Consider the following 16,028-nt stretch of genomic DNA (forward strand, 5'->3'; position numbering starts at 1 on the left):
TCACACCTCCAGGGCGACAGACTGAGCCGTGTCTTGAACATCAGTGAAATGCAAGCTGATGCCTTCATCGTCGCTGTAGCTGAGCCTCACGCCGTGGGTACGTTGCTGCGCCGCGCGGCGCTCCAACAGTTGCTGACTGAGCACAGGTAGGATTTGCTCGTTGAGCAGGCTATCGATATTGCGCGCGCCTGAATCGGGCAGCAGGCAGGCGGCAACCAGCGCGTCATTCAGGGGGTCGTCAATCTGGCACTCCAGGCCGTAATGACGTTGCAGGCGCTTGGCGACCTGGGCCAGCTTGATCGCCACGATGCGCTTGAGTGCATCGGCTGGCAGCGGGCGATAGATCAGGGTCTGAAAGCGTGCCAGCAATGCCGGTTGGAAGTGTTCGCGCAGGATGGGACGCAGCAGTTCATGCAGCACGATGTCCGGTGTGTCAGGTTGTTCCTGCACACAGGTTTGCAGCAGGTCACTGCCGAGGTTGGAGGTCATGAGAATGACGGTGTTGCGAAAGTCGATCTCGCGCCCTTCGCCATCGCGCATAAAGCCGCGATCGAAGACCTGGTAGAACAAATTCAGTACATCGCGATGGGCCTTTTCGACCTCGTCGAGCAGCACAACACTGTAAGGCCGTTGGCGCACGGCTTCGGTGAGCACGCCGCCCTGGCCGTAACCGACGTAGCCGGGCGGTGAGCCTTTGAGTTGGCTGACGGTGTGGGCTTCCTGGTACTCGGAAAAGTTGAGGGTGATCAGCGATTTTTCGCCGCCAAACAGGCTGTCGGCCAGGGCCAGGGCGGTTTCGGTCTTGCCCACGCCGCTGGTGCCGACCAGCAGGAATACGCCCAGAGGCCCCTTGTCATCGGTGAGGCCGGTTTTGGCCGCCCGCAGGCGCTGGGCCATGGCGCTCAGGGCCGGCGCCTGCCCGATGACACGCTCGCCTAACTGCTGCTCCAGCATCAGCAGATTGGTCTGTTCGTCCTTGAGCAAGCTGCCCAGGGGCACCCCGGTCCAATCGGCAATGACTTCGGCCACGCTACGCGCGTCGACATCCAGCGACAGCAGCGGCTGGTTGCTTTGGACATCGCTCAACTGTCGTTGCAATTGCGCGCAGGTCTCGCGCTGCAGCGGCTGCGTTTGACGCGCATCAATCAGTTGCTGGGTCAGGTCAAGTTCTTGCCGGTACTGCTGCTCCAGACCGATGTATTGGCGTTGCAGCTCGGCGTGTTGGGCGGCAATCACCGCAAGGCGTTCATTGGCACCATGCCCGCCAAGGCGCTGATCCTGTTCCAGGGCTTGGCCCTCCAACTCCAGGGCCACTTGCCGGGCACTCAGGCGGATCAACGCATGCGGTTCGCAGTCCAGGCTCATACGCACTCGGGCGCTGGCGGTGTCCAGCAGGTCGACGGCTTTGTCGGGCAGTTGGCGACCGGTCAGGTAGCGCCGCGACAGGCTGACCGCAGCCTGCACGGCCGCATCCTGAATGTGCACGCCATGGTGGGTGGCGTAGCGCCCTTTGAGGCCGCGCAACATCAGGCTGGCGCTGGCATCATCCGGCTCATCGACCTTGACCATCTGGAAGCGCCTTTCCAGGGCCGCGTCGCGCTCAAAATACTGTTTGTACTCGCTCCAGGTGGTCGCAGCGATGGTACGCAATTCACCGCGGGCCAAGGCGGGCTTGAGCAGGTTGGCCGCGTCGGCGCCGCCCGCCTGGTTGCCGGCGCCGATCAGGGTGTGGGCCTCGTCAATGAACAACAGCACCGGCTGTTCGGACTGTTGCACGGCGTCGATCACATTTTTCAGTCGTTGCTCGAACTCGCCTTTGACGCCTGCGCCAGCTTGCAACAACCCCAGGTCAAGGGTGCGTACACTGACCGATTTGAGACTGTCCGGCACCATGCCGTGGGCGATTCTCAACGCCAAGCCTTCGACCAGTGCTGTTTTGCCGACACCGGGCTCGCCCACCAGAATCGGGTTGTTTTTGCGACGGCGGCTGAGGGTGTCAATGACCTGGCGGATTTCATCGTCACGGCCAAATACCGGATCGATCTGCCCTTGCGCTGCCTTGGCAGTGAGGTCGTGGGTGAACCTGTCCAATACCGCCTGCAACGCCTCCACTTTTTTCGTTGCGCTGGGTGGGAGTATGGCGGGCTCATCTGAAGACGTTGCGGGGCTGTCCGACGCGGCTGAAGCCTGCACCTCGGGCCGCTCCTCGGACGATTGATCCAACAGCACCAAAAGGCGCTGCAACTGAGCCTCACTGAGGCTGAGCAAAGGCCAGGCGGCTTCACACACCAGCAAGCTGGGCGTCTCCATCAACGCACTCAGCAGGTGGACAGAGCGCAGGCTGTCATTGTTATCGTCCAGCGAGGCACGCAACCAGGCGTTCTTGATCAATTGCTGCAACGGCTCCGACAGCTGCGGCTTGCTCTGTACGCTGCGTGGCAAACCATCGATATGCTCCAGCAGCCCGTACCACAGCGTCTCCATATCCCACTCGTAACGACGCGCGATCACGGTCAAATCACCGTCCCCCTGCCCCAGCAACTTGAGCAGCCAGTGCTCAATGGTGATTTGCGCATGCGCACGGTTCTGGCACAGCGAGGCCGCCGCACTCAATGCCTGGGCGCAGTAAGGATTGAGACGGCGAAGCAAGCGGGTGGAATTCGGTGCCATACGGTTACATCCTTGTTCGGTAATCTGGGTGTGTCGTCGATAAAACCAGCCGGGGTTCTGCAACTCGATGTGTTTGGCTGAACGCCCGCGAACGGACGCTCAACCCAGCACACCGGCAGCCAGCAGGCGAAAGCACGCCTGCGGCTCCGTGCTTATCACGCGCTTTGGCGTTCGCTCCACGAATCGGAGTGGATGATGTTGCCGTCCTTGTAGGTCCAGGTGACCTTCTCGTAACGCAACTCGACCTGCTCCAGATGGTTGTGCTTCTCTTTGGCTGGGTCTTTGACGTCGTGCATTTTCGGTGCGACTTTCACCACCTTGACGTTTTCCAGTTTGGTGATGAAATACTCGACTTCCTCCCCGGCGTCGTCGATGCGATACCACTTGAACTCAGCGCTCTTGAGGGTTTGCCCGGTGGTCACCGCCTTGTAAAGGTAAGGGCTGGACGAATCGATTTCCTTGGAAAACAGAAACGGGGTGTGTACGCGCGTCCCGGTCAACTTGCCGGTGTTGTTGTCGGTGGGGATGTACAGGCTGTGGTCCTGGGCAACCACTTCGATGCTGCCTTCGCGCTTTTGCACGTCCACCGAACCTTTGATGCTTGCGCCGCCGTCGTCTTGCAGCCAGAGGTAAACGGGAATTGCCATGTGAAGCTCCTTTTCTTGGAAATTTAACTGTCGCGGGATGCGACAGGGGGTTGCCTGTCCGGCTCCGCGGTAGAGAGCACACACGCCCCTGCCTCCGGTACCAGACGGATATCTACGCGGCGATTGGCTGCACGCCCCGGTTCGGTGTCGTTACTGGCGATCGGCTGGCTGGCGCCGAAGCCCTGCACGGCAAAACAGCTGTCGGGCATGCCGCCCATCTGCTGCATCCAGGCATGCACGGCGGCGGCGCGGGCGTGAGATAGCCGAAGGTTGTTATGCGAGTCGCCGGTAGCGTCGGTATGCCCGGCGATCACAATCAACCAGCCTGGCTGTGCCTTGATGCCGACCAGCGCATTGATCAGGACTTTGGTCGAATCCGGCTTGAGCTGGGCACTGCCGGTAGCGAACAGCGACAGACTGTCCAGTCGGACCGGATTGGCAATTCGCGTGGGCGGCGTGGTCGACGGTGGCTCAACATGCGCGGCCAGCACTGCCAGCAGCGGCGCACGCAGGCGTTCGCCACGGTACAGGCCCAAGCCGAATGCCAAGGGCACGCCGTGCCGGTAGTAGGCATCCAGGCGCTGGGCGTCCTGGCGAAGAACAGTCACAGCGTCTTCACGCCAAAGGAACTCGCGCTGCTCACGCTGGGTCGGCTGTGGAATGGCCGCATAGCGCCGTAGATCGTCACTGACCTGACGCACCAACAAGGTGTTCTGCCACGCCGAGCTTGCGAGTGCGACTACACCTGCGACGGCGAACAACCACAGGGCAGCGATGCTTGCGCGGTGTACCGGGGAGCGCAGCGGGCCGAGGGGGAGCAGACTGAGCAAAGCGTCCGGGAACGGTAAGACCGCATCCGTCACGGGATGCCTGTGGTCAGTGAGCGCCACTCTACTGCGCAACCATTGCTGCCACAGGCTCCCTTTTGCGGCATGAGGCAATGCCGGTACCAACTTGACTGCGCAGGCCGTAGCCAAACCTGAAGAGCTGCGAGTGCCGAGGTGTGGCAGCACGGCGTCATGCAGCCAGGCCACCACGCTGTTCAGCTGTATGCTCGCGTGCATCCGGGCAGCCTGTATGGACGAGCCAGTGGTTTGCTGCTGCCACTCATCCAAGCTGACGCAAGCACCCGCATCACGCACACGGACGTCGGCCTGGCCGTTGTTCCAACTGAACCAAGGCTCCTCGCCCTGCAAGGTTTGCAGGTAGCTCACCAGCAACAGCGGCAGCGCAATACCGCGCTTGCGTGCCAAGGCCAACTGGTGATTGAAGGCGCGCAGTTGACCGGCGAGGACGGCGCCATCGCTATGGGCGCCGGGGTTGACGGTGAACATCACGCCAAGTTGCCCACCCCAGCCTGGGCGCAAGGCCAGGACGCTATCGGTGACGGTTGGCAGCTGCTTCAGGCTTGGCACGCGCACATAGCAACCTTGCTCGGTGACACGCAGGGCCAAATGCTCGGCTGGAGCAGTGCCGAATAGGCCCTCCAGGCCATCACCGCAGACCAGCACTACAGGGTGACGGAACGACGCCGCAGGCAAGGCCACGTTATCGGCCAGCCGCACCGACCCGCGCTGCCGTTCGACACGGCGACGCAGCGATACCCAGGCCCACGCAACACAACACACCGCGATGAACACGCCGAGGGTACGTAGCCATATCGCGAGCGGAATGATGACCAGCAAAGCAAGGACCAGTGCCCCTGCCCACAGGTAAAGTATTCGATACAGGTTGAAGGTCATCTGGCCCTCACACCTGATCAGGCAAGAGCGAGGCAATTGCGCCGCTCAATAGGTAATCCAATCCCCACCATGTGGCCGTAAGCAACATCCCCACGGCCACTACATGGACCAGAGGTGAGCGCAGCCAAGCCAAGCCTGCGATCAGCTCACGGCCGTTCGCCTGCGTTATCAGGCTTTGACTGACCTGAAGTGGGGTGATCCGTGCACTGAGGTCAACCAATAACTGCTCACGCTCGGGATCACTCAGATCACGATAGCGCCCACGAAACCCCAACATCAGTACCCGTTGAAAGGCCGTCAGTACCTGCCGATCGGGCGCAGGATCGCGCAAGACGTCGCGCATGTCCTCGTACAGAAACTCGCCCGCCTGATGGCGATTGAAGAACTTGGTCTGCAATGGTTCGCTGGCCCAGGAGGCGTGCGCGTCACCGTCGGCGCAAGTGAGTACGGTTTCATCGAGCAACGCGCACTGAGCATGACTGATGTGATCGATGCTGCGTTGGCTCAGGCCCGCCGCTTTCAACTGCTGCCGAACGTGTTCAACCTGCTCAACACACAGCTGCGACAGGTCCTGACTGCGCGGCACGGAGGCGCCCTGGCGCAACTCAACCACCAGCAGGTAGGTGTCCTGCAACAGCGCATCAATATCCACAGCCATTGCGGTGCGTTCCTTGGAGGCAGTCAGGTTCATGAGCGCAGCACCGCAAACAGTTCAAGCTTCACGTCGGCCAAGGTGCTTGGCACATAGAACGCGCATACCCCTTCGTCCAGCACCGCCTGCCCCTTGGAGTGATCAAGGTCCAGCGCGAAATACTGGTTTTCCAGACGTAATGGAATCGCCGCCGGTACATGGCTGAGGGATTGCAGCGGAACACCGTCGAGCGCCGCGTTGATCAGGTAATTGACCTCGTCCGGCGTACCGATTTTGCACAGACGTGGGAATTGACCCTGCAACTGCGCCGCCGGTAGTCGGCAGCGCACCGACAGATAGAAATCAGCACCGTCACGCTCGCGCAGGCGAGGGTCGTTCAGCGTGACCTGCCAGCGATTGGGGCCATGTCCTTCCAGTTCCAGGGCAATGACCCGTGACGGCAGGCTGGCTTCCAGCAGCAAGGAAATGGTGTGCATCAATGGCGGGAACACCGTCTCCAAAGACTCGTGCCGGTAGGCTGGAATCTTGTCGATATCGTGCTCCAGTGAGAACGTCAACAGACTGCCTGCCAGCTTTATCAACTGCTGATAGACCTGCTCGGGGTGCCGTGCGGGAAACGCCTGAAGATCCTCCAATACCGGCTGATAGGTATTCAAGGCATTGAGCAACCAGAACAGCGACACATCGGCCACGGCAAAATCGGCCATGCGCTGATTGCTTTCGCGGCGCATGCCCATCAGTCGTTGCCGCTTGGCCGATAATTGCGTCAACAGGTTGTCCAACTGGCTCAACAACCCCGCATGCGCAGCGAAACTCAGCAGCGGTGGCACATAAGCCGGGTCGAGGCTCCAGGCGCCCTGCCCGTCACGCACCAGACGCGCAATCGGGCAGGTCAGGTAATCGGCATTGTCATCGCGATGCAGGCGCAGGCTCAGTGCATGCTCCATCACACCGATTGACTGGACCTCATCCGCATAGATGTCTTGTACCTCGCGCCACGACTGGCGGTAGCGCATCGGTCGATCAGCCCTGCCCCCTTCAAACAGGCAGTTGTTGCCGTTGGCCTGCTCCAGCGGCAAGGCCAAGTGCAACAACGCTTGCTGATCGTCGTCAGCCAAGAGCTGAGCCAGCTCCAAGGCGGGAGGCAGGCGGTCCACCCGCTCCGTGTCGATCCAGGTGCCATCCGGCATTCGCACACGCAGTTGAGTCATCTTGAGTTTGCCCAGCCGCAAAGCCTCCGTGTCAAACTCAACGGCCTGAACACCCCAAGGATGGGCCAGGGACAGACGAGCGACCTGCTCGTTGGCCCAGGCCTCCCAGCGCGCCTGCTGCTGGAATTGCTGCGGGCACAGCAACGCCCCTGCAGCCCATAGAGGGCGATCGATCTTCATGGCATCGTTTCCCTACGACTGAGTCAGGCTTTAGCCTTGGGCATCTGCGAAACCAGCGACAGGTTCACGTCCATACCCTCAACCTGAAAGTGCGGCACGGCGTACAACTTGATACGGAAGAAGCCGGGGTTGTCCTCTATATCTTCAACCGTCACCTTCGCATCCCGCAGCGGGTGTGAAGCCTGCAGGTCATCGCCTGGATCAGTCATTTCAGTCACCAACCCGCCGATCCACTTGTTGAGTTCCAACTCCAACAAACGGCGATCCTTGGTGGTGCCGATGTTTTCGCGCTGGATCACCTTCAAATAATGGGCAATGCGCGACAACAGGAAGATATAGGGCAAGCGGGCATTGATGCGGCTGTTGGCGGTGGCATCAGCGGTGTCATACAGCGCCGGTTTCTGCACAGAATTGGCCGAGAAGAAGCACGCGTAGTCGCGGTTCTTGTAGTACGAAAGCGGAATGAAGCCGTGGTTGGCGAATTCGAACTCGCGGGTTTCCGGAATCATCACTTCGGACGGAATCTTGACTTGATTGCCGGTACCCAGATCATACAAGTGAATCGGCAGGTCAGTGACCGCGCCACCGGACTGAGGCCCACGAATCTGCACACACCAACCATTGGCGATAAAGCTCTTGACCATATTTGCAGCAAATGAGAAGGCTGCGCTGACCCACAGGTACTTTTCATGGTCAGGCCCTTTAACACTCTCAACATGGTTGAAAATGCGCACTGGAGCAGTGTCCGGCCCGTAAGGCAAACGGCCCAGCACCCGCGGCGTAACCAGACCGATATAGCGCGCATCGTCACTCCCGGCCAAACTGTGCCACTTTATATACTCGGCACGATCCAAGAAGTTACCGATATCCTTGATAGCGGCAACTTCCTCCATGGATTTCTTGCCGAAGAATGCTGGCCCGACGGAACCAATGAACGGCATGTGCGCAGCGGCAGCCACCTTGGAAATATTGCGCAACAGGGTGATGTCCTGCGGCTGGTTATCGAACTCGTAGTTGGAAATGGCTGCGGCAATGGGCTCACCACCTGGCGTGTCATACTCCTGGGTGTACGTATGCGCATAGAAACCGCTCTGGGCAATTTCCGGCGCATCGTCAAAGTCCTGCACCAAGTGATCTTTACTGATGTCCAACAACTCAATCTTCACGTTCTGGCGAAAATCCGTCTGATCAATCAGCGACTTTGTGCCACGCCAGATCGACTCAATGCGTTGAAAGTCAGGATGATGCATCACCGCATCCAGTTGGCGACTAATTTGTGCATCCAACGATGCGATGTGCTCATCCAGTAGCGTCTTGTCCAAACGCTCAACCTTTTTCGACGACTCTTTGAGCACTTTCAAGAACACACTGACTGCAGCAGTGACCCGCTCATCGGCAGAAGCCTCCGACAACGCTTCCGTACACTGAAACATATCAATATCACCCAGCTCTGAAACCGGGTTCAAGTTGATCTTACTGAACAGTGAACTGTAGACACCGCAACGTTCTTCAGACAACACAACAGCGTCGCGCGATTGCACGTTAGAGCTTTCAACAGGCATGTGATAACTTCCTTATTAAGCGAACCGAGATAGATTAACGATCGTCGCTCGGAGCGAGCGCAGCCAGTTCAGCGCGCAGCTCATCGCTCAATGCGTCATCCTTCAAAATGCTCTCCAACTCGTGACGGAAGGTTGCGTTATCCAGTAGGTTGGACTTGAGATCGCGCAGCAGGTTGCGCATGGCCAACAGGGCACGCAGCTGCGGGATCTGCCGCACTACTTGCTCCGGCTCGAAATCCTTCATGCGCTGAAACTTCAGCTCGACAGAGGCTTCTGAATCGTCATTGGCCAGCGTATTCGCCACCGAAAACTTCAGGCCAGGAGAGAACTCAGCCATGACACTGTCGAAGTTATTTTTATTGATGTTGACCTTGCTTCTTTCGGACAGCGAGCGTTGTTCTTTGCCGTTACTGTAATCACCCATCACCATCAGTTTAAGCGGCAATTCAACTTTTCTTTGCGCCCCACCTGTGTGCAGATCAAGTTTAATGTTGACCCGTGCTTTAGGCACTTCATTTTGAAAGCTATTTGAAGCCATGACCCCGCCCCTCCAGTTGCTGCTGCAAATAAAGCAAGACTGGAACCAGTACCTAACCGCTCGCTAGCAAAGCCACCGGCCACAGTACATAAATTCCATTTCATGAGGTCAAAGTGCTACGAGCCGTGCACTTATTTCCTTCCCCACTACAATGAAGTATCTCAATCAATCTTGACCAGCCCCCAAAGCACGAGAGGGAGTTTTCGACAACGCATTAGCGAGATTTCCTACATATACCCCGGATTCGCTTGATTCCGCCTACCACCTCAATGAGCATGCCGTTGATCATTCCCGGCCGCGCCTCGCTGCCAGCCAGCTGGCATTGACGCTCAACAGCCATGCAAGCTCCTTCGTTCGCGGCTATGGGCTGACATTCAAAAAAACCTCGCAGTTCATGGCCGTGATCTTGTATGTCAGTCACGTGCGCAGACACACCGGAATATCCCCCCTGACAGCTCGTATGGACCTTGACCGCCGTCCTACATGCGGCTCGCGCCTTCCCACTCCCAATCTGAAGATGAAGGTCAAATTGGCCGACCAACCTTGAGAGATTGCTTTTCACATCTCTGCCGACCATGTCCGACAGCCACTTCCGAAAAACCTCCCAGTCACGAAAAAATACGAGCCTATTTCGACGTTAAACGCTATGTATGGAGTTGTTTAAGGGCAAGACGCCCATGCCACGTTATAAAGGACTAGGATCATGTCAAACACCGCGTTTTCTCCCCCGCTGCGCAGCGCCCCGGACACATCCCTGCGGTCCCGCCAGCTCGACCGAGAGGAAGAGCGATTGGTTCACTACTACCGTTCGTTGTCGGACCAGGATCGCGAAGCGATACGCTGCCTGCTCTATGCGTTCAAGACGACAAGTGGTCTGGACACACGTCCCGTCAGAAAATGATGAAGCTGCCTATGCAGCCGAGCGTGATTGTGACCACCGCCTCGTCACCGGAGTGATCTCCCTTGCTAGAGTACGAAGCCCCATCACCGTGGAGGATCTGCGTTTCCCTATGCCCGCATTCGCTCCCCTCCAGCCACGATTCCCCTGCGGCGGCCTGACCTTGTCCAGCCGTGTCGACACCCTGATCCGACAGGATCTGCTCGACCCGTTACCCTACGTGCGCCGGCACATCTGCGGCGACTGGGGCGATGTACGCGAAGATCATCGGCACTACAACGACGCGGCCGTAGAGCGCGGCGGCTACCTGCTGTCGTCCTACGCCATCAGTGACAGCTCGGCCCTCTGCATCTTCACCGAAGCAGACCGACGCCTGACCGCGGTGTTCCTCTCTGATGAGCATTGACCCTCCATCGCTGTAACAACCAGGCCCGGTTCTTTCACCCGCTGATGTCGGCGATGACGCCCATGGATAAACCAACCCGTCAGGGTTTCAATCGGCCCCGAGCGGAACCGCCGCAACCACAGGTGCGCAACCGCGCACCCTTTGTCGGCAACCTGACCTGGACCGCGTTGCAACGCACAGGCAGCCATCTGGACGATCAAGAGCGCGAACTGATCGCCGCCGATTACGCCTATGTGTTTCTGGAACGCAACCTCGTGTGGGTTTGGCCGCGCTGGAGAAGGACTACACCCTGCAGGCCGGACAGCGTGAACAGGCCGACCGCGTGCGCCAACGAGCACAGGCCATGCTGCTGCAACTGGCCCAGGAAAAGAACCTGCTGTACCAGAAGGTCGGCTCGTTCCGCGTGGTAGCCAGCCATCTGGAAGACTTGGAACGCCAACTGCGCACGCGTATGCCGCAGCAGGTGATGGACATGCTCGGCCAACAAGCGGCCTACCAGAGTCCCTAGAGAGGTCCGACGAATGTGGGAAATCTACGCCTACCAAAATGCCGACAGCCTGTTCGGCATTTTCAATGCCGCCGCCGCGATCCATGCCTCGAGTGACTATCGCGCGGCGCTGGCAGCGGTGGTGTTCTGCGGCTTTTTCGCCGCGCTGGTGGCCTACGCCTTCGCCCCGGAAAAGCTGCAAGGCTGGATCTGGCTGGGTTCGGTAGCGCTGGTGTTCTCCCTGATGATCATGCCCAAGGTCACCGTCGGCATCGTCGACAAGACCGGCGGCGCGCCAGTCAAGGTGGTGGCCAATGTACCGCTGGGGATTGCCGCGCTGGGCAGCCTCACCAGCACGGTCGGGCATACCCTGACCGGGCTATTCGAGACCGCCTTTCAGGTTATTCCAGGCGCCGGCGCCTTACCGAGTGAACTGTCCTATCAGAAAAATGGCCTGCTGTTCGGGCATCGTCTGGTGCGCGAAACCCGCAACGTGGTGTTTCAGGATCCGGCGTTCCGCACCGACCTGATCAACTTCCTCTACCACTGCAGCAGCTACGACTTGATGGACGGCAGCCTCGATCCGGGCCAACTCAGCCGCAACGAAAATGTCTGGGAACTGCTGGGCAACCCCAACCCGGCCCGCTTCAGCACCCTGACCACGACGGGTACGGTCGATATCGCCACCTGCCCACAGGTCTACGCCAACCTGGACCAACGCCTGCCTGCCGAACTGCGGCGGATCGAGGGCCGGCTAGCCTTCTCCCTCAACCCCACACTGCCCGACACCGTGGCCGCCGGGGTGATTGCCAACGAGATCCAGCAGGCCTACCTGAAAAACAGCATTGCCGATTCCTCGGCCACCGCTGCCAGCATCCTCCGCCAGAACGCCGTGCTCAATGCCCTGGACGACAGCACGCGCATCACCGGGCAGAAAACCAACGACCCGGCGACCATGGTACTGGCCGTCGGCCGTGCCCAGGCCATCGCCCAGCAAAACGCCGCCTGGATCAACGCTGGCAAGGTCGCAGAACAAACCCTGCCGATGCTGCGTAATGTCATCGAGGCGCTGATGTATGCACTGTTCCCGATCCTGGTGTTGCTGCTGATGCTCACTGGCGGGCGCGAAACGCTGATGGCGCTCAAGGGCTATATCAGCGTGCTGATCTGGATCCAGCTGTGGCCACCGCTGTACGCCGTGCTCAACTACATGGCGACCATCTACGCCGCGTACGACCTGGCGGCCGCTGCCGACTTGGGCGGCGGGCTCAAGGGGCTGACGCTGCAGACCGCCTCGACAATCTATTCGCGCACGCTCTCCGGGGAGGCCATCGTGGGTTATTTGGTGCTGAGCATCCCGTTGATTGCCTGGGCGGCGGTCAAGCGCATGGACCACCTCGGTATGGCCCTGGTCGGCGGCTTGTCCGGGTTGCATGTGGATGCGGCATATGGTGAGGCGGTGACGGCCAATCGCGAGCGGGCGGCGGTGTTGACGGAGGCGTTTAGCCGGGGGCTGGCGACGTTGAAGAGTGGGACACAGTCCAGTGCGTCGAGTAGCACGAGTTTGGAGGGGCAAGGCGAAACACTGGCCCAGTTGGATCGGATTTCTCAGGGCGTTTCGAGGGCTACAGGCCTGGGTCAAGCACAGGTGGCAAATATTGCTTTCGGTGCCGCCGGAAACACTGCAATAAGGCGCGGAAACTAGCATTTCTAGGTCGGGGATCTTCAGACAAGTCGTATCAATCCACCCTGTCCGACCAAGAGGAAAAGGCGCTTTCCAGCATGAGCCAGGAGCAGGTAGACCGCTTCAAACAATTTGCCGATCAGGTGTCCAACAGCACGGGCTACAGCCATGCCGTAACGAACAGTGCCAGTGAGGCGCAGGACCTGAGTGCCCGCCTCTCCACCAGCGCATCACGCTCAGAACAGACGCAAGCCAGTTTGACCGAACGCGTGGCCTATGCCGAACGTATGTCCTCTACCTACGAGCAAGGTGAATCAATCGCCATCGACCTCGCACAAGACCCACACAACCTGGCCATGTTCATGCGCTATGCCGAGCAGTACGGCGGCAACAGCGCGGCGGCCAAGGTGATGATGGACGCCGAACTGGCACGCCAGGGTTTGCCACCCAACCGAGTGCTCTCCGACGGCACTGCCCTGCCCACTTCATTCAGCGACATGAACGAGCATCGCCTTACAATGCAACGACAGACGGATCAACAGAGCGACCCCACCAGTACGTTTGCGCGCCAGCGGCAGACTGTCGAAATGTGGCGCAATACGCTTCCAGAAGGTCCACCGGCATCCGGCACACCCATGCGTGAGCAAGTGCAATCACGAGGTGAGCAGATGCGCAGTCAAACTCAAGCTGATCAAGCGGACTTCAACCGACGCGCCGATCTGGTGGACACCGATGACGGCACGCTTGCGTCGAACAAGTCACAAGTAGAGCAAGCCGCCAAGCAAGTCAGCAGTGACAGTCGCTCCACCCTCAATCGAGCGAAGGATGCCCTGAAGGACTTCTTAAAAAAATGACACTTCTACCATTTATGTGGGATGTGAATTCGCTCTGAGGGCTCATGCTCAAAGCTCTTCGAGTGAGAGAAAGGCGCATGCCACTTGTCTCGCCAATAGTTGGCCGCGTATTCATTTGATTGAACGTCAGACCCCATTGGCCGATATATCTCATACCAGTCATGAGCATCAGAGGCCGCACTCCCACGACCGACATCGGCCACAGCCCCACCCATCGCCCCGGCAAACATCATGCTGACGCCCATCATCAACAGACGAGTGAGCCAATCATCCGGCGGCCCCCAGAGATAGCCGAATCCGGCGCCTACGAGAAGAAAGCTGAAGAAGATCAACTTGCGCATCGCACACCTCCGATCAACAGGCGTAGATGCAAACTGAACGGCCACGGAAGGTGGGCGAAAAGCACCTCTGCCAACAGTTTTATACGACGGTGCCGCCAGGGGTTCCAGCGAACCAACATTGAGTTACAAAATTGGTAACGGGCGCTGCAAATTCAGTGTGAAATCGCTCACACCTTCAACGTCAACCCGCCCCCAGCACTCGCATCAAGGGTTACGCAATAGCCCTGTATGTCATCGGCCTTGGCCTGATTGGATAGTTTCAGCCAATCAATGACTTCCTTGTCGAGGCCCCTTATGTCACTTACTCATACCACTTCCGCCTTTCTGTATTTCCTGTTGCTCGGCACTGTCTGGCCCAGCCACGCCAGAGACCTGGCCGAGGGCCTTACCGAACAGTCACCTTCCGTGGCGCTTGAAAATAAAACCCAACGGTACCCGCAATGGACCGGCATAGGTTCACTGAAAAACGCCTTGGGCCAGACCTGCAATGCCGTTCTGCTCGACACACGCAATCGCCAGGGCAAGGCCGTCGGCCCGGCTTATGCGCTGACCAGCGGGCATTGTGTGTTCTTCAGTTACGGCACGGCGCGCATCAACCAGGCGTTCACCGCCGATGTCACCTTCAATTACTTTCATGACACGCCCGAACGGCATGTCAGCTACGCCGTCAAGACAGCACACTGGAGCAGCATGGCGGGCACCGATTTGGCCGTGCTCGAGCTGGACACGTCGCTGGCCGTGCTGGTGGCCGGCGCGATCATGCCACTCAAGCTGGCCTCTCAGCGTCAAGCGTCGGATCGAGAAGTGATCAACGTGGGGGCGCCGACCGGTTTTCTGAAAAAGGGCCTGCGCATGAGTGCCTGTGTGGAGTCGACCCTCAACAGCTTTGCCGAACATCCCGGCGTGTTCCCCAGTGCCTTGCGCAACCGCTGCAACGGCCTGCGCCCAGGCAGTTCCGGCAGTCCGATGCTGGACCGGAACACCAATGAAATCACCAGCATCATCAGCAAGGTCGCGTCTGCCATTCAGAAAGACATTCTCAATAGCTGCCAGAACAACTCGGCGTGCGAAGCCGCCAAATTCAACTACAGCTATCCCGCCAACGACTTGTACTACTGCTTTGTAGACGGTGTTTTCCGTAACGACACCCCAACCTGCCAGCTCAAGGCGGTTGAAATCACGCTGGACGAGCCGTGGAACCTGAAGCCCTATGTACATCTACAACGTGACGCCGCCGACAAAATTACCCGTCCGAGCTGGAACCTGAGGTTCTCGATCCAGGAACCGTTCTACCGATTCAAGGCCGTGAATGACATCAGCGATTGCGCACGTACACATGGCTACCAGGTGGCTGCTACCTCTGAGGAGGCCTACATCAACCAGCCCATTGGACCAGTGCTGGGGCCGCATGTGCTATGCATACTCGGGGTGCAAAAGGCCGAGCAGCCGCTGACCGAAGCGCTGCTGCGCAATGTGTTCACCCATTCGGTATTCCTGACCAACCCGGCACCTGCCCCGCAGCTCAAACACCGCTATCACATCGCCTGGGAAACCCAGCACAACGGTTTTAGCCAGCATTACTACTACAGCGTGAACGCGGCGATCAGCACCACCTGTGGCGATACTGACGACGATCGCTACGCCCTGGCCATGGATGGCATTTTCCTCGATATAGCAGAGCTGCCAATCACGCTATGCAGCTATGCACGCAACAACGCTGGGCAACCGTCCGCCATTCGCACAGACGTGATCACAGGCGCAACGGTTCGCTCGCAGCGTCATGCCAGGTGAGGTAGCAAGCTATTTCAAACAACTCTTATATGACTCAAATCAGGCGCGATCATGGGCAATCCCCGATAGGCACGACTTGAGCGGAATCACTGGGGCTCTCCCCCGCCGAACCACAGCGGGGGCGACCCGGTTACCATTGGCCAGAGAGCCAACAGGTTGCCGCTTCAATCATGCTGAAGTGGTACCACGGCTGAGAATCCTGGCAACTGGTGGCGAACGACGCATGCGCGCTTGAAGTCGCTAACAGGCAGGCTGCAGCCGTCATATAGACGTATTTTTTTATTGTCATCTTCACTCCCCTTCCCATCGTTAATACATTGGCTTGCGCTTCCAACTTTAATAGTGGGCTTTAGCGAGGATCAATT

Annotated in this window: 14 protein-coding genes; 6 read left to right on the forward strand and 8 right to left on the reverse strand. The window is 58.9% G+C overall.

Going from position 1 to position 16,028, the window contains the following annotated elements:
* The 7 genes from tssH to tssB form a co-directional block, all read right to left on the reverse strand.
* Complete coding sequence (gene tssH, locus CLM72_RS17805) at positions 1-2,670, reverse strand: type VI secretion system ATPase TssH (protein WP_105227328.1); 2,670 nt, start codon at positions 2,668-2,670, stop codon at positions 1-3.
* A 155-nt stretch (positions 2,671-2,825) separates the two neighbouring features.
* Entirely contained in the window at positions 2,826-3,317 is a 492-nt protein-coding gene (locus CLM72_RS17810; protein ID WP_105227329.1) for an Hcp family type VI secretion system effector, read from the reverse strand.
* 23 nt (positions 3,318-3,340) lie between these two features.
* Positions 3,341-5,059, reverse strand: coding sequence for an OmpA family protein (locus tag CLM72_RS17815; protein WP_105227330.1), 1,719 nt, complete (start codon positions 5,057-5,059; stop codon positions 3,341-3,343).
* Positions 5,060-5,066: 7 nt separating this feature from the next.
* Entirely contained in the window at positions 5,067-5,750 is a 684-nt protein-coding gene (gene tssL, locus CLM72_RS17820) for a type VI secretion system protein TssL, short form (RefSeq protein WP_105227331.1), read from the reverse strand.
* The gene (gene tssK, locus CLM72_RS17825; RefSeq protein ID WP_105227332.1) at positions 5,747-7,102 is read right to left on the reverse strand and encodes a type VI secretion system baseplate subunit TssK; all 1,356 of its coding nucleotides are present in this window, start codon (positions 7,100-7,102) and stop codon (positions 5,747-5,749) included. The genes tssL and tssK overlap by 4 nt, the downstream gene beginning before the upstream one ends.
* A 23-nt stretch (positions 7,103-7,125) precedes the next feature.
* Entirely contained in the window at positions 7,126-8,664 is a 1,539-nt protein-coding gene (gene tssC, locus CLM72_RS17830) for a type VI secretion system contractile sheath large subunit (protein WP_105227333.1), read from the reverse strand.
* Positions 8,665-8,698: 34 nt separating this feature from the next.
* Positions 8,699-9,202 carry a type VI secretion system contractile sheath small subunit gene (tssB, locus tag CLM72_RS17835; RefSeq protein ID WP_105227334.1) on the reverse strand — a complete coding sequence of 168 codons (504 nt, stop codon included), beginning with the start codon at positions 9,200-9,202 and terminating at the stop codon, positions 8,699-8,701.
* Positions 9,203-9,905: 703 nt separating this feature from the next.
* Here tssB and CLM72_RS28785 point away from each other — a divergent pair.
* The 5 genes from CLM72_RS28785 (at position 9,906) to CLM72_RS29100 (ending at position 13,531) form a co-directional block, all read left to right on the forward strand.
* Positions 9,906-10,103, forward strand: coding sequence for a hypothetical protein (locus tag CLM72_RS28785; RefSeq protein WP_158688690.1), 198 nt, complete (start codon positions 9,906-9,908; stop codon positions 10,101-10,103).
* Positions 10,104-10,212: 109 nt separating this feature from the next.
* Positions 10,213-10,506, forward strand: coding sequence for a hypothetical protein (locus tag CLM72_RS17840; RefSeq protein ID WP_105227335.1), 294 nt, complete (start codon positions 10,213-10,215; stop codon positions 10,504-10,506).
* Positions 10,507-10,762: 256 nt separating this feature from the next.
* Positions 10,763-11,014, forward strand: coding sequence for a hypothetical protein (locus tag CLM72_RS17845; protein WP_218275502.1), 252 nt, complete (start codon positions 10,763-10,765; stop codon positions 11,012-11,014).
* Between the two features lie 13 nt (positions 11,015-11,027).
* Entirely contained in the window at positions 11,028-12,698 is a 1,671-nt protein-coding gene (locus CLM72_RS17850) for a conjugal transfer protein TraG N-terminal domain-containing protein (protein ID WP_105227336.1), read from the forward strand.
* A gap of 77 nt (positions 12,699-12,775) precedes the next feature.
* Positions 12,776-13,531 (forward strand): hypothetical protein, encoded by a 756-nt coding sequence (locus CLM72_RS29100; RefSeq protein WP_105227337.1) that lies wholly within the window; start codon positions 12,776-12,778, stop codon positions 13,529-13,531.
* Between the two features lie 5 nt (positions 13,532-13,536).
* Here the strand turns inward: CLM72_RS29100 and CLM72_RS17860 are convergent, their stop codons facing one another.
* Positions 13,537-13,872: a hypothetical protein gene (locus tag CLM72_RS17860; RefSeq protein WP_105227338.1), complete on the reverse strand. Its 336-nt coding sequence runs from the start codon at positions 13,870-13,872 to the stop codon at positions 13,537-13,539.
* A 294-nt stretch (positions 13,873-14,166) separates the two neighbouring features.
* Between CLM72_RS17860 and CLM72_RS17865 the strand changes: the two genes are divergently transcribed.
* Positions 14,167-15,663: a serine protease gene (locus tag CLM72_RS17865; RefSeq protein WP_105227339.1), complete on the forward strand. Its 1,497-nt coding sequence runs from the start codon at positions 14,167-14,169 to the stop codon at positions 15,661-15,663.
* Positions 15,664-16,028: the final 365 nt, after the last annotated feature.

The sequence above is a fragment of the Pseudomonas sp. MYb193 genome, from assembly GCF_002966775.1.
Classification (GTDB): Bacteria; Pseudomonadota; Gammaproteobacteria; order Pseudomonadales; family Pseudomonadaceae; genus Aquipseudomonas; species Aquipseudomonas paracarnis.

What these genes read in the sequence shown, in the direction of transcription:
- tssH (WP_105227328.1), bottom strand. Translation starts at nt 2,670, where the DNA reads ATGGCACCGAATTCCACCCGCTTGCTTCGCCGTCTCAATCCTTACTGC.
- CLM72_RS17810 (WP_105227329.1), bottom strand. Translation starts at nt 3,317, where the DNA reads ATGGCAATTCCCGTTTACCTCTGGCTGCAAGACGACGGCGGCGCAAGC.
- CLM72_RS17815 (WP_105227330.1), bottom strand. Translation starts at nt 5,059, where the DNA reads ATGACCTTCAACCTGTATCGAATACTTTACCTGTGGGCAGGGGCACTG.
- tssL (WP_105227331.1), bottom strand. Translation starts at nt 5,750, where the DNA reads ATGAACCTGACTGCCTCCAAGGAACGCACCGCAATGGCTGTGGATATT.
- tssK (WP_105227332.1), bottom strand. Translation starts at nt 7,102, where the DNA reads ATGAAGATCGATCGCCCTCTATGGGCTGCAGGGGCGTTGCTGTGCCCG.
- tssC (WP_105227333.1), bottom strand. Translation starts at nt 8,664, where the DNA reads ATGCCTGTTGAAAGCTCTAACGTGCAATCGCGCGACGCTGTTGTGTTG.
- tssB (WP_105227334.1), bottom strand. Translation starts at nt 9,202, where the DNA reads ATGGCTTCAAATAGCTTTCAAAATGAAGTGCCTAAAGCACGGGTCAAC.
- CLM72_RS28785 (WP_158688690.1), top strand. Translation starts at nt 9,906, where the DNA reads ATGTCAAACACCGCGTTTTCTCCCCCGCTGCGCAGCGCCCCGGACACA.
- CLM72_RS17840 (WP_105227335.1), top strand. Translation starts at nt 10,213, where the DNA reads ATGCCCGCATTCGCTCCCCTCCAGCCACGATTCCCCTGCGGCGGCCTG.
- CLM72_RS17850 (WP_105227336.1), top strand. Translation starts at nt 11,028, where the DNA reads ATGTGGGAAATCTACGCCTACCAAAATGCCGACAGCCTGTTCGGCATT.
- CLM72_RS29100 (WP_105227337.1), top strand. Translation starts at nt 12,776, where the DNA reads ATGAGCCAGGAGCAGGTAGACCGCTTCAAACAATTTGCCGATCAGGTG.
- CLM72_RS17860 (WP_105227338.1), bottom strand. Translation starts at nt 13,872, where the DNA reads ATGCGCAAGTTGATCTTCTTCAGCTTTCTTCTCGTAGGCGCCGGATTC.
- CLM72_RS17865 (WP_105227339.1), top strand. Translation starts at nt 14,167, where the DNA reads ATGTCACTTACTCATACCACTTCCGCCTTTCTGTATTTCCTGTTGCTC.